This is a genomic window from Saccharopolyspora sp. SCSIO 74807, from assembly GCF_037023755.1.
Classification (GTDB): domain Bacteria; phylum Actinomycetota; class Actinomycetes; order Mycobacteriales; family Pseudonocardiaceae; genus Saccharopolyspora_C; species Saccharopolyspora_C galaxeae.
Genome location: NZ_CP146100.1, coordinates 4,700,259 through 4,713,731 on the forward strand (window position 1 = coordinate 4,700,259; position 13,473 = coordinate 4,713,731).

Annotated in this window: 12 protein-coding genes; 5 read left to right on the forward strand and 7 right to left on the reverse strand. The window is 72.3% G+C overall.

The features are described from left to right. Window positions 1-90: 90 nt before the first annotated feature. The 3 genes from V1457_RS21525 to V1457_RS21535 all read right to left on the reverse strand — a co-directional run bounded on the left by V1457_RS21525 (window position 91) and on the right by V1457_RS21535 (window position 3,841). Window positions 91-1,581, reverse strand: a complete 1,491-nt coding sequence (locus V1457_RS21525) for an amidase (protein ID WP_338596342.1) — start codon at window positions 1,579-1,581, stop codon at window positions 91-93. Between the two features lie 130 nt (window positions 1,582-1,711). Continuing rightward, window positions 1,712-3,253: a GMC family oxidoreductase N-terminal domain-containing protein gene (locus V1457_RS21530; protein WP_338596344.1), complete on the reverse strand. Its 1,542-nt coding sequence runs from the start codon at window positions 3,251-3,253 to the stop codon at window positions 1,712-1,714. Window positions 3,254-3,340: 87 nt separating this feature from the next. Next, window positions 3,341-3,841: an Lrp/AsnC family transcriptional regulator gene (locus V1457_RS21535; protein WP_295143276.1), complete on the reverse strand. Its 501-nt coding sequence runs from the start codon at window positions 3,839-3,841 to the stop codon at window positions 3,341-3,343. Window positions 3,842-3,957: 116 nt separating this feature from the next. Here V1457_RS21535 and V1457_RS21540 point away from each other — a divergent pair, with 116 nt between their 5' ends. From V1457_RS21540 to V1457_RS21560, 5 genes are all read left to right on the forward strand, one after another. Then, window positions 3,958-5,028, forward strand: coding sequence for a thiamine pyrophosphate-dependent enzyme (locus V1457_RS21540; protein WP_338596347.1), 1,071 nt, complete (start codon window positions 3,958-3,960; stop codon window positions 5,026-5,028). Between the two features lie 41 nt (window positions 5,029-5,069). Then, a complete protein-coding gene (locus V1457_RS21545; protein ID WP_338605066.1) occupies window positions 5,070-6,035 on the forward strand; it encodes a transketolase C-terminal domain-containing protein in 966 nt (321 codons plus the stop codon). Next, the gene (locus tag V1457_RS21550) at window positions 6,032-7,324 is read left to right on the forward strand and encodes a dihydrolipoamide acetyltransferase family protein (RefSeq protein WP_338596349.1); all 1,293 of its coding nucleotides are present in this window, start codon (window positions 6,032-6,034) and stop codon (window positions 7,322-7,324) included. The genes V1457_RS21545 and V1457_RS21550 overlap by 4 nt, the downstream gene beginning before the upstream one ends. Window positions 7,325-7,524: 200 nt before the next feature. Beyond that, complete coding sequence (locus V1457_RS21555; RefSeq protein ID WP_338596351.1) at window positions 7,525-8,568, forward strand: SDR family NAD(P)-dependent oxidoreductase; 1,044 nt, start codon at window positions 7,525-7,527, stop codon at window positions 8,566-8,568. 120 nt (window positions 8,569-8,688) lie between these two features. Continuing rightward, entirely contained in the window at window positions 8,689-9,237 is a 549-nt protein-coding gene (locus V1457_RS21560; protein WP_200070426.1) for a TetR/AcrR family transcriptional regulator, read from the forward strand. Window positions 9,238-9,241: 4 nt separating this feature from the next. Here V1457_RS21560 and V1457_RS21565 read toward each other — a convergent pair whose 3' ends face one another. From V1457_RS21565 to V1457_RS21580, 4 genes are all read right to left on the reverse strand, one after another. Then, window positions 9,242-10,249 carry a cytochrome d ubiquinol oxidase subunit II gene (locus V1457_RS21565; RefSeq protein ID WP_338596353.1) on the reverse strand — a complete coding sequence of 336 codons (1,008 nt, stop codon included), beginning with the start codon at window positions 10,247-10,249 and terminating at the stop codon, window positions 9,242-9,244. Beyond that, window positions 10,246-11,631, reverse strand: a complete 1,386-nt coding sequence (locus V1457_RS21570) for a cytochrome ubiquinol oxidase subunit I (protein ID WP_307850049.1) — start codon at window positions 11,629-11,631, stop codon at window positions 10,246-10,248. The genes V1457_RS21565 and V1457_RS21570 overlap by 4 nt, the downstream gene beginning before the upstream one ends. A gap of 154 nt (window positions 11,632-11,785) precedes the next feature. Beyond that, a complete protein-coding gene (locus V1457_RS21575) occupies window positions 11,786-12,481 on the reverse strand; it encodes a type 1 glutamine amidotransferase domain-containing protein (protein ID WP_200070424.1) in 696 nt (231 codons plus the stop codon). 123 nt (window positions 12,482-12,604) lie between these two features. Further along, complete coding sequence (locus V1457_RS21580; protein WP_295146774.1) at window positions 12,605-13,447, reverse strand: aldo/keto reductase; 843 nt, start codon at window positions 13,445-13,447, stop codon at window positions 12,605-12,607. Window positions 13,448-13,473 lie beyond the last annotated feature (26 nt).

The following is a 13,473-nucleotide window of genomic DNA, read 5'->3' on the forward strand; positions in this document are numbered from 1 at the left end:
GAACGTGCGCCCGCGGTGCGGGGAAATGCGCGTTTCGCCCGGAATCCAGGCTGGGTGTGAGTTGCGAGCGCATTCCTCGCCAGGGTCGGTTCAGCCGTGCGCGGCGGCGCGCAGCGGTGGCTCGTGACCGGCCCAGGGCCGAGCCTGTTCCAGCTGTCCTGCCAGCTGGAACAGCGTTCCTTCGCCCGCGAGCGGGGCGACGAACTGCACGCCGAGCGGCAAGCCCTCGGGCGTCCAGTGCAGCGGCACGGACATCGCCGGGCGGCCGGTGAGGTTGGCCAGCTGCGTGTAGGGCACGTGCCGCAGGTTGCCGCGCGCGACCCGGTCGACCACGCCGGAGCGGCGCAGCAGTCCGCCGCCGCGCATCGCCAGCGCGGCTCTGCCGAGGACCTGCAACGCCTTCGGGGTGTCCAGCTCGCCGATGCGCAGCGGCGGACCGGCCAGGCTGGGCGTCAACAGCAGGTCGTGGTGCCGGTGGAACTCCGCCAGCCGCCGGGTGTGCTGGTGCCAGCGATCCAACGTGGACACGTACTGCGCAGCGCCGGTGCTGCGGCCCGCCGCGGCGAGCAGCCGGGTGTCCAGCTCGAAGGAGCTGCGCGGCGCGTGGCGGGCGGCTTCGTCGAGCGCTGCGGCCAGCCGCACCGACCACGCCTGCAGGAAGTCCACGGCGAGTGCGGAGAGGTCCACCGGCGGCGGGACTTCTTCGACGTGGTGGCCCAGGGAGGTGAGCAGTTCCGCCGCGTCGGTCATCGCCCGGACCGCTTCCGGATGCGGATCACCCAGCGCCGAGGCGGCGCTGAAGCCGATCCGCAGGGGCGCAGGCTCCCGCGTGACCTCCTCGGCGAAGCTGCGCTCCGGCGCCGCCGCCGCGAACGGGCCCGCGGGGTCGGGACCGGCGAGGCAGTCCAGCGCCGCCGCGCTGTCCCGGACGCTGCGCGAGACCACGCCGTCCAGCGCGGCGCCGTGGAAGTTCTCGCCGCGCATCGGCCCGGCGGGCACCAAGCCCCGCCCGGCCTTGAGCCCGAACACCCCGCAGCAGGCGGCCGGGATGCGGATCGAGCCACCGCCGTCGCTGGCACCGGCCAGCGGGACGATCCCCGCGGCGACCGCGGCAGCGGCGCCACCGGACGAGCCGCCGGGCGTGCGGTCGAGCTGCCACGGGTTGCGCGCCGGGCCGAACGCGGTCGGCTCGGTGATGGGTTTCGCGCCGAACTCAGGGGTGTTCGTGCGGCCGAACACGACGAGCCCGGCGTCGGTCCAGCGGCGCACCACCTCGGCGGTCTCCGCGGCGGGAACCGTGCGCAGCGCGCGTGATCCGCCGCTGGACGGCAGCCCGGCCACTTCCTGGTGCAGGTCTTTGAGCAGGAACGGGACTCCTGCGAACGGACCTTCGGGTGCGCCGCCGCGGACGCGCTCGCGGGCTTGGTCGTAGAGCCGTTGCGTCAGCGCCCCGAGTCGCGGGCCGACGTCCTCGGCGCGCGCCACCGCGGCTTCCAGCACCTCGGCGGCGGGCACCGCACCGGTACGGATCAACTCCGCCAGGCCGAGCCCGTCGTGTTCGCGGTACTCCGAGTACTGCACGCAGCCTCCTATCGCGTCCGGCGAGACGCGGCCGATCTTGCCGGGCCGCCATCGGAGTCCGGCATCGGGTCTCCGGGCTGAGCGACCCGGCGCACGACGGTAATCGACGTGGCCGCTGCGAAGATCCGGCTCAGCGCAGGCGGTCGGCCATGAGTTCACCGGCCATGATCGCGGCCAGGTTCGTGTTGGCCCGCGGCACCGACGGGAAGATCGACGCGTCGATCACCCGCAAGCCATCGAACCCGAGCACGCGGCAGTCCGGGTCGACCACCGCGTCGCGGTCACCGGCGCCGCCCATCCTGCAGGTGCTCGTGGCGTGCTGCGCGTCGGCGACCGCGCTCAGCAGGTACCGATCCAGCGCGCGGTCGTCGTCGAGCGCGGCGAACAAGGCGCTGTTGTGCGAATCCGGCGAGTCCTCGGTGATCTTCGCGGTGGCCGGGGCGCGCGCCAGCTCGACCAGCTCGCGCAGCCCGTCGCGCATCCGCGCGAGGTCCCGCTCGTCGGAGAGCATCCGCTCCTGCACCCGCGGCTGCGCCTCCGGATCGAGCGAGGTCAGCCGCAGCAAGCCGCGGGAGTGGCACTGGTTGACCCACACTCCGAACGCGCCCGCTCCGGCGCCGGTGTCGGCTCCGGCCATCGACAGCACGTTGCGGTTCATGGCGGTCAGCAGCATGTCGTTGCTCGCCGTCGGCGAGCTGGCGTAGCGCACGCAGACGTTGGTGTGCCGGGCGTCCGGGTCCGTGGCGGTGGCTTCGGCGGTCAGCGGGATCTCGACGAGCGCCAGCGGATGGTCCTGCAGCCCGCGCCCGACCGGCAGGTCCGCGCGCACCTCGACGCCCAGCGCCCGCAGCTCGGCACCGGGACCGATCCCGGAACGCAGCAGGATCGCGGGCGAGTGGATCGCTCCGGCGCTGAGCACGATCTCGTCGGCGTACTCGGTGACGGTCTTCCCGCCAACGCGCACGTCGACCCCAGTCGCCCGTTCCCCGGCGAAGACGACGCGCTCGACCAGAGCATCGCCGCGCACCGTGAGCCCGCCACCGTCCCGGTTCGCTTCCAGATATGCGTCGTTGACCGAAACCCGTCGCCCGGAACGCGAATTGATCGGGTAGGGCGAGACCCCGGTGGCGCCCGGCGCGTTGACGTTCCCGGACCACGGGTACCCGGCGTCCAGCGCCGATCGGCACAGCGCGGCGTCGACCGCACCCCACTCGTGGTCCGGCGTCCGGTAGATGGGCGTCGGGCCACCACGGCCGTGGTAGGGGAGGTGGCCGTAGGACTCGTCGTCCTCCAGCTTCACGAAGTACGGCAGCACGTCGTCGCGCGACCAGCCCGCGAGGGCCCAGTCGTCGAAGTCCTCCAGCGGCGGGCGGATCGCGATCTGGCCGTTGACCGCGGAACTCCCGCCCGCGCCCTTGCCGCGCCAGTACGGCGCAGGCGGCTGCTCGTCCGTGCGAGTCGCGTCGAGACCCGCCCACAGCAGGTGCGCGGCCGCCGCGGGATCCAGCAACGCCCGGCCCGGGTTGGGGGAGCGCCAGGCCTCGGGCATCTCGGCCGAGCGGTAGTCCGATCCCGCTTCCAGCAGCAGCACCCGCTTGCCCCGCTGCGCGGAACGCGTCGCGAGCGGTGCGCCCGAAGAACCGGCGCCGACGACGATCAGATCCCAGCCCATGCGAACCTCCGCACTCCGGCGCAGGCGCGGCCGGTGTCCGGAAGCGTGCGGTGCGCGCGGTGTCAGGTCAAGAGTCGGCCGGGCACCTCAGCCACCGCTGTCGGCGGGATCGTTGCGGATGTCGTCGAAGATCAAGTGGGTGCGGGTGCCGCGCACACCGGGCAGGCTCGGCAGCTGTTCGAGCACCACGCGCCGGAGGTGTTCGTTGTCGGTCGTGTGCACCAGCAGCATCACGTCGAATTCCCCGCCGACCAGCGCCATGTGCCGGACCTCCGGGATGCGCCGCAGGTGCTGCGTCAGGTCGCGCCAGGAGTTCTGCCGCACGGTGAGGGTGACGTAGGCCGATGTGGACAGTCCCGCTCGCGCGGGGTCGATCACCGCGGTGAAACCGGTCAGCACGCCGGATCGCTTGAGCCGTTCCAGTCGGGTGTAGGCGTTCGCGCGCGAGATGTTCAACCGCTGGGCCAGCATCCGCACCGCCATCCGGCCGTCGCGGCTGAGCTCGCGCAGGATGTTCTGATCGAGTTCGTCCAGGCCCGGAGCAATCTGTCCGCCCGCGCCTTCCGGAGTGCCGCCGTTGCTGGACATCTGACTCCTCCCGAAGTGCTTTTTCGGCACTGTGTCTGCGAAATCGCCGCACTTGTGGGCAGAACATAGCAGTGCTGCGCACAATCCCGGGAGATCTGTTCGACGCGGAGGTGCGCATGACGCGGGATGGGCCGATCCGGCTGCTGGCGGCGGACGGAGCAGTGGTCGAGGACCAGCGCCATTCGTTGCCACCGGCGGAATCGCTGCTGGCGCACTACCGCACGATGGTGCTGGGCAGGCGGCTCAACGAACTGGCCGGTGCCTTGGTCCGCCAGGGCAGGCTCGCGGTTTACCCGTCTTCGCGCGGCCAGGAAGCCTGCCAGGTCGTCGCGGCCGGTGCGCTGCGCCCGGGCGACTGGTTGTTCCCGACCTACCGCGACTCGGTCGCGGCCGCCGCCCGCGGTGTGGACGCGGTCGAAGTCCTGACGCTGCTGGCGGGCGACTGGCATTGCGGTTACGACCCGCTGCGGCACCGGGTGGCTCCGCAGGCGACACCGTTGGCCACGCAGCTGCCGCACGCGGTCGGCGTGGCGCACGCCGCGCGGCTCAAGGGCGAGGACACCGTGGTCATGGCGTTGTGCGGGGACGGGGCGACCAGCGAGGGCGATTTCCACGAGGCGCTCAACTTCGCCGCGGTGCTGCGGGCGCCGGTCGTGTTCCTGGTGCAGAACAACAAGTACGCGATCTCAGTTCCGCTGGCGCGGCAGTCGGTGGCGCCTTCGCTGGCGGACAAGGGCGTCGGCTACGGGATGCCGGGTGTGCTGGTCGACGGCAACGACGCCGCGGCGCTTTCGGTGGTGCTGCAGGAGGCGGTCGAGCGAGCCGCGGCCGGTGCGGGCCCGACGCTCGTCGAGGCCGACACCTACCGACTTGAAGCGCACACCAACGCCGACGACGCGGCGCGGTACCGCGCCGACGCGGAGGTCTCGGAATGGCAACCGCGGGACCCGCTGATCCGGCTGCGCGCGCACTTGCGCGCCGAAGGGGTGCTCGACGACCGGGCCGACGCCGAAATCGCTGAGGCGGCCGAGGCCGAGGCAGAGCGCGTCCGCACCGCACTGGCGGCGGACTCCCCGGTCGACCCGGCCGAGCTGTTCGCCCACGTGCACGCGAGGCCGACACCGGACGTGGCCGCGCAGGCCGCGTTGTTGCAAGCGGAATTGGCTGCACAGGAGGAGATCCGGTGACCGCGACGACTGCGATCCCGGGCGTGGAGACACAACTGTCCATGGCCGGAGCGCTCAACACGGCACTGCGCGACGCGATGACCGCCGACGATTCGGTGGTCGTGTTCGGCGAGGACGTCGGCCCGCTCGGCGGGGTCTTCCGGGTGACCGACGGGCTGACCGCGACGTTCGGCGAACAGCGCTGCTTCGACACGCCGCTGGCCGAGGCGGGCATCGCCGGGCTCGCGATCGGGATGGCGATGAACGGGCTGCGCCCGGTCGTGGAGATGCAGTTCGACGCGTTCGCCTACCCCGCGTTCGAGCAGATCACCAGCCACTTGGCGAAGATGGCCAACCGCACGCGCGGACGCGTCCGGCTGCCCGTGGTGGTGCGCGTGCCCTACGCCGGAGGCATCGGCGGGGTCGAGCACCACTGCGACTCGTCCGAGGCGTACTACGCGCACACTCCGGGACTCACCGTGGTGGCGCCTTCGTCCAACGCGGACGCTTACGGGCTGCTGCGGGCGGCGATCGAGCATCCGGACCCGGTCATCTTCCTCGAGCCGAAGAAGCACTACTTCAGCGCCGAGCAGGTCGACACCACGCGCGAAGTGCCGCCGATCGGCCGGGCGGTGGTGCGCAGGCCCGGCGCGGACGCCACGCTGATCGCCTACGGCCCGTCCGTGCCGGTCGCGCTCGGCGCCGCCGAGATGGCCGCCGCGGAAGGGCGCGACCTGGGCGTGGTCGACCTGCGCTCGATCGTGCCGTTCGACGACGCGACCGTGCTTGCCGAGGTGCGCCGGACCGGGCGCGCGGTCGTGGTGGCCGAAGCGCCCGGGTTCGCCTCGGTGGCCTCCGAGATCGCCGCGCGGGTCGCCGAGGGGTGCTTCCACCACCTCGAAGCGCCGGTCCGGCGGGTCACCGGGTTCGACGTGCCGTACCCGCCGCCGAAGCTCGAACGGCACTACCTGCCCGGCGCCGAGCGCGTCCTGGACACCGTCGACGAACTGCAATGGGATCACCGATGAGCACCCGCACCTTCGCCCTGCCCGACCTCGGGGAAGGGCTCACCGAAGCGCAGCTGGTCCGCTGGCTGGTCGAACCCGGCGGCGCGGTCGCGATCGACGCGCCGGTGGCCGAGGTGGAGACCGCCAAGGCGATGGTCGAGGTGCCATCGCCCTACGCCGGGGTTGTCGCCGAACTGCACGGTGCAGAAGGCGCCACGATCGCCGTGGGCGCACCGCTGATCACGGTGGAAACCGCGCGGGCCGAAGCCGACGGCGCGCCCTCCGGTGGGGACGAGCAGCGCGGCGGTTCCGGGAACGTCCTCATCGGGTACGGGACCGGACCTGCCGCTGATGCTCCGCCGCGTCGTCGCCGCCGATCCGCTCCGGCGCCCGAGCGGGCGGCGGGGGAGCGGCCCGCGGTCGTGTCCCCGCTGGTGCGCAAGCTCGCCAAGGATCGCAGTGTCGATCTCACCGCGATCCGCGGGAGCGGTGCGAACGGCCTGATCACGAGGTCCGATGTGGAGTCCGCCGCGACATCGGCGGACATGGGCACTGCGGCACCGGTGGACGCGGGCGCCGTGGCACCGGCGGACACGGGAGCTGTGGCATCGGCGGACGCGGGAGCCGACGCGCGTACCGGCTTGCCGATCCGTGAACGCATCCCCCTGACCGGCACGCGCGGAGCCATCGCCGCCGCGCTCTCCCGCAGCAGGCAGGAGATCCCGGAAGCAACGACCTGGGTGGACGTGGACGCGACCGAACTGGTGGCGCACCGCGCCGCCGACGCGGGCGGACCCGGCCTGCTGGCCCTCGTCGCGCGGTTCGCGCTCGCCGGCCTGGCCCGCTTCCCGGTGCTCAACGCGCGGGTCGCGGGCGGGGAGATCCAGGTGCTCGACGGGATCAACCTCGGCATCGCCACGCACACCGATCGCGGACTGGTGGTGCCCGTGGTGCGCGACGCGCACCGGCTCAGCGCCCGCGGGCTCGACGCGGAGATCCGCAGCGCGACCGCCGCGGCGAAGGACGGCTCGGCCGGGCTCACCGGCGGGTCGTTCACGCTCAACAACTACGGGTCGTTCGGCGTCGACGGCAGCGCGGCGATCATCAACCACCCCGAGGTGGCGATCCTCGGCATGGGGCGCATCCTGCCGCGGCCGTGGGTCGTGGACGGGCGGCTGGAGCCGCGGCGGATCACTCAGCTGTCGCTGGTGTTCGACCACCGCGTGTGCGACGGCGGGACCGCCGCCGGCTTCCTGCGGTTCGTGGCCGATGCCGTCGAGTCGCCCGTTTCCGCGCTCGCCGACCTCTGAGTTCCTCGCTTTGCACGTCGTTCTGCGCAGGTGATCGGGAACCGCAGGCGCCGCCTCCCGCCGGACCAGGGGAATCGCGGGCAGCGGCCCGCCGGTTCCGGCACGTCCGCGGCCCGCACGCCGACCCCGGTTGCCGGTGTCAACTAAGTTGACAATAACCTGCCCGGGGCAGTCGCAGCCGGACTTCTCGAGGAGACGACATGGCGCAGGAACCCGGGACGGCGCAGGAACCCCGGCCGGTGCGGGCGGCCAGCACGGTCGACGAGTGGCTCACCCACCCCGAGGGCGGCGTGCTGCTGCGCGAGATGCTCGCGCAGGCGGGCTTCGACGAGCAGGCGCTGGCGCCGGTCCGGCAGCTCTCGTTGCGGCAGCTGGCCGAGCTCAGCCAGGGCGCCCTGCCCGAGGACGTCGTCGACGACCTGGTGCGGCGTGCGAACGGCGGCACGATCCCGGACGAGGACGTTCCGGACGACCGGCCCGCCTGGCAGGAACGGATCACGCCGGGCCGCTTCGAGGGCCGGACCGTGATCGTCACCGGTGCCGGTTCCGGCATCGGCAGGGCCACCACGTCCCGGGTGGCCAGGGAAGGCGGGCGAGTGGTCGCGGTGGACATCTCCGCCGACCGGCTGGCCGAGATCGCCGAGCTGCCGGACGTGGTGACCGTGCAGGCCGACCTCACCGACCCCGGCCACACCGAGCGGATCCTGGAAGCCGCCGGCGAGCGGATCGACGGGCTGGCCAACGTCGCGGGCGTGGTCGACGACTTCAGCCCGATCCACGAAGTCTCCGACGAGGTCTGGGAGCGGATCTTCGCGATCAACGTGGACGGGGTGTTCCGGCTGACCCGCGCGGTCGTGCCCGCGATGCTCGCGGCCGGGAGCGGTTCGATCGTCAACGTCGCCTCCGAAGCCGCGCTGCGCGGATCGGCCGCGGGCGTCGCCTACACCGCCTCGAAGCACGCCGTCGTCGGCATCACGCGCAGTGCGGCGTTCATGTACGGGCCACAGGGTGTGCGGGTCAACGCGGTCGCGCCCGGTGGCGTCGCCACCGGCATCGGCGGCGGCATCGGCAGCGGCGAGATGTCCGAGTTCGGGCGGGGGCGCGTCCGCGATTTCGTGGCGCTGATGCCGTCGGTCGCCACCGCGCAGCAGCTCGCCGCCTCGATCAGCTTCCTGCTCAGCGATGACGGGGTGAACATCTCCGGGGCGGTGGTGCCGTCCGACGGCGGCTGGTCGGCGCAGTGACGTTCGGGTGCGGACGCTCGGGTGCGGCGACGTCCGGGCCCGGCGACGTTCGTCTCGGCAACATGCGGGGCGCGGCGGCTCCCGGCCGTGCGCGGCCGGTGATCGCCTAGCCTGGCGGACATGCCCCGACCCGGTACCGCGCTGCCAGCGGCGATCCACGCGGCCGCGACCCGGTTGTTCCAGGAACGCGGATTCGCCGGGACCACCGTGCGGGAGATCGCGGCCGCGGCCGGTGCCGACCCGGCGCTGGTGATCCGCCACTTCGGCAGCAAGGAACTGCTGTTCCTGGAGACCATGCACCTGACGCTGGACGACGAGCCGCTGCTGGACGTGCCGCTGGAACAGCTCGGGGAGAAGTTCGTCGAGCTGCTGCTGGACCTGCAGCACGAGTCCGGCGGCGTGTTCGTGGCGCTGCTGCGCGGCAGCAACGAACCGCACATCGCCGACCGGCTCAAGGCCACCCACGAAGGCACGTTCGTCGAACCGCTGCGCGCCCGGTTGTCCGGGCCGGACGCGGACCTGCGCGCCCGGCTCGCGGGATCGCTGCTGGCGGGGCTGCTGTACGGGCTGCTGGTGGTCGGTGACGAGCGGCTGCTGGCCGCCGACCGCGGTGAGCTGGTGTCCCGGTACGGCGCCTTGCTGCAGGACCTGCTGACTCCGCGGGCCTGAGCGCTCAGGTCCGGGACCGCCGCGGGGATCGCTGGAACAGCACGAACATCCACAGCAGCGAAGGCACCAGCAGAACCGCTCCCACCGCCGAGGAGATCAGCGCCGCCAGCAGCACCGACGGGTTCGCCGCGGCCATCCGGATCGTGGTGTCCGGCAGCAGCACCAGCGGATATTGCGCGACCGCCCATCCCCACAGCAGTGCGGTGACCGCGAGCGCGGCCGCGACCCGGCAGGCCACGTAGCGCCGGATCAGCAGCAGCGCCAAGGAGGCCACCCCGGTCACGACCGAGACGATGATGATCGGCAGACCGGGCCCGATCAGTCCCCGGTAGAGCACCGGCGCGTCGGCGTGCAGCACGGCGATGCCCGCGAGCGCTACGACTCCGGTGACCGCCGCGGTCACCAGCGCCTTCGCGCGGAACGCGGTGGCGAGGTCGTCGGCGCCTTCGCGCACCGCGTCCGCGCACAGGTAGACCGCGGCCAGGTACGCGGCGGCCGCGACGGCCAGCACCCCGCCCAGCATCGAGGTCGGGTTGATCCAGCTGGTGATGATGTCGCCCTGCGCGATGCCCAGCGACGCGCGCCCGGACGCGATCCCGCCGGCGACGGTGCCCAGGAAGAACGGCGTGAGCACCGACGAGAGCGCGAACACGGAGCCGTAGGCGTGCCGCTGGGCGGTCGCGGTGCTGGCCTTGCGGAACGCGAAGGCGGAACCGCGCGCGATGATGCCCAGCGCCACCAGCGTCAACGGGATGTACATGGTGGACGAGACGGAGGCGAACACGGCGGGGAACCCGCTCCAGCAGAGCACGATCACGAAGATCAGCCATACGTGGTTGGCCTCCCACACCGGGCCGATCGAGTGGTCGATCAGCTCCCGCTGCCGGGAGCCGTACCGGCTCCGGCCGGTCAGCAGCGCCCACCAGCCCGCGCCGAAGTCGGCGCCACCGAGCAGGACGTAGGCGGTCAGCGCCACCCACATCGTCCCGATCAGCAGGTTCGCGAGGATCACGGCACGTCCTCGTCCTGCGCCAGCGGCACCTTCGCCAGCCTGCGCAGCACGTACACGCTGGTGATCGTGAGCACCAGGTAGACCGCCAGCACCGCCAGCAGCCCCACCACGAGACCCGGCACCGGCGAAACGGCGTCCTCGGTGCGCATGTGGCCCCACACGATCCACGGCTGCCTGCCGACCTCGGTGGTGATCCACCCGGATTCCACCGCGATCGGGGCGGCCACCCCGGCGAGGGCCGCGCCCGCGAAGAACCAGCTCGAACGCGGCAGGTTCCGGCGCCGCCACCAGGTGATCGCGAACCAGACCCCGAGCGCCAGCAGCGCGAACCCGATCGCCACCATGATCTGGAATGACCAGTGCACGATGTTGACCGGCGGGCGGTCGGCCGCTGGGAACTCCGCGAGCCCGATGATCGTGGCGCCCGGATCCCAGTGCGCCAGCAGCGACAGCCCGTCGGGGATCTCCAGCGCGTAGTGCATCTCGCCGTCGCGGTAGACCCCGCCGACGTGCAGCGGGACTCCGCTGGCCGTGCGGTACACGCCCTCGATCGCGGCGAGCTTCGCGGGCTGGTTCGTCGCGAGGAACTTCGCCGCCCAGTCACCGACTCCGATCTGCACCGGGGCGAGCACGGCGCCCACGGTGAACGGCAGCCGGAAACCCAGCCGGTGGTAGCGGTCGTTTCGGCCGCGCAGGATCGCCACCGCGTAGACGGCGGCCATGCCGAAACCCGCCACCATGAACGCGGCGATGATCATGTGCACGGTCTGCGGCCAGGCGGCCGGGTTGAACATCGCCGCCCACGGGTCGACCTGCACGACCCGGCCGTCGTCGACGTCGAACCCGCGCGGCTGGTTCATCCAGGCGTTCGCGGTGACCACGAAGAACGCCGAGGCGACCCCGGCGATGCAGATCGGGACGGCGGTGAGCATGTGCACGCGGGGCGGCAACCGGTCCCACGCGTACAGGTAGATCCCGAGGAAGATCGCCTCGATGAAGAACGCGAACCCCTCGAGGGTGAACGGCAGCCCGATGACTTCGCCGTAGGTGTACATCATCCCCGGCCACAGCAGCCCCATCTCGAAGCTCAGGATGGTGCCGGAGACCGCTCCCACGGCGAACAGCACACCCATCGCCCTGGCCCACCGGTGCGCGAGCAGGCGGTAGGTGGGGTCGTCGTAGCGGTGGCCGCGCCATTCGGCGATGAGCGTGATCGCGGGCATCCCCACCCCGAAGCAGGCGATCACGATGTGCCAGCCGAGCGAGAACCCCATCTGCGTGCGGGCCGCGGCCAGATCGGCGGGGGAGTGCGCCACCGCGAGGACCGCGGCCTGCGCCGGGGTGCCCGGCACCGCCGCGCTCACGGCCTCCGCCGCGCTCACGGACGCACCCCGCACCGCCGGAAGCGTCGCCGGCGTTCGCTGAACCCGCCCATCCCCCTCCTTCCGGCGGCGGCCGGGCAGCACGGCCGCTCCCGTGCCGAGGGTGTCCCGCGGCGGGGATCGACTAACTCGCGCGGCGTCGATGCGACCGCGGTCAGCGCAGCTTGGCGACCACTGCCTCGGCGACGGCCTTGGCGCTACCGGGGTTCTGGCCGGTGATCAACCGGTCGTCCTCGCGAACGTACGTGGCGAAGGGCTGCTCGGCCGTCGAATACTCGGCGCCCCGCTGCTTGAGCTCGTCCTGCAGGCTGTAGGGCACGGCCCGGTCGCGTTGCGCCAGTTCTTCCTCCGGCCATGAGAAGCCGGTGACGTCCTTGCCGTCGACCAGGTACCGCCCGTCGGAAAGCTGCGCGCCGAGCAGCCCGCACGGGCCGTGGCAGACCGCGGAGACGACCTTCCCGGACTCGTGGAACTCCCGCAGCAGCCCGGCCAGCCGGTCGCTCTGGGCGAAGTCGAACATCACGCCGTGGCCGCCGGTGAGATAGATCGCGTCGTAGTGGGCCGGGTCGACCTCGGCCACGGACCTGGTCTCGCGCAGCTGGTCCATGAACTGCCGGTCGGCGTAGCGCCGGTCGGTGCCCAGCTCGCCGAGCACGTCGTGGGACAGGCTTTCCGGGTCGATGGGCACATGTCCGCCCGCGATGCTGGCGATGACGGGTTCGTATCCGGCCTGTTCGACCACGTCGTAGAAGTGGGTCAGCTCGCCGAGCCACAGCCCGGTGCGGAATCCGGCCTTCTCGTACTCGCCGACGCTCGTGACGATGATCAGTACCCGGTTGGTGTTGGCCATGTTGGAGTCCTCGTTCAAGTTCGGTCGTCGCCTCGCCGGTACTGATCGGCGAGTGCTTTCCGCGCGCGAGCATTCCCCAGCGCCGGGTGGTGCAAACCCGTCGCGGAGAGCCGGTTCGGGTTCTCAGAGCACTTCGAGCGGCTGCGGGCTCGTCGGCGGCGGGAACGCCTCGTCGAGTTCGGCGAAGTCCTGTTCGGACAGCCGCAACCGCAGCGCCGCGTGGTTCTCCTGCACGTGCGCCCGGCTGCTCGCGCGCGGGATGGCGCAGACGCCCTCGTTGCGCAGCAGCCAGGCCAGTCCGATCTGCGCGGGGCTCGCGTCGTGGCGCTCGGCCACCTGCCGCAGCGCGGGCGAATCCAGCATCCGGCCCTGTTCGATCGGGGAGTAGGCCATCACCGGCAACTCGCGCTGCCTGCACCACGGCAGCAGGTCGTACTCGACGCCGCGGCGGGTGAGGTTGTAGAGCACCTGGTCGGTGCCGACGCCTTCGCCGCCGCGGGTGCGGGCGAGCTCGGACATGTCCTCGGGGTCGAAGTTGCTCACGCCCCAATACCGGATCCGGCCGGACCGCACCAGCTCGGCGAACGCCTCCAGCGTTTCTTCCAGCGGTGTCCGGCCGCGCCAGTGCAGCAGGTACAGGTCGATGCGGTCGGTTCGCAGCCGCCGCAGGCTCCGCTCGCAGGCGTCGATCACGCCCTGCTTCGTGGCGTGCTGCGGCAGCACCTTGTCGACGAGGAAGACCTCGTCGCGGCGGCCGCCGAGTGCCGAACCGAGCAGTTCCTCGGCCGCGCCGTCGCCGTACATCTCCGCGGTGTCGACCAGCGTCATGCCCAGGTCGATTCCGGCGTGCAGCGCATCGATCTCGCCTTCGCGGCGCTCGGGGCGCTCGGCCCAGCCCCAGGTGCCCTGGCCCAGCGCCGGGATCACCTCGCCGGAGGGCAGCGCGATCGTCGGGGTTGCGGACACGGCCCGGACCTCCTTCCCGCAGGTTC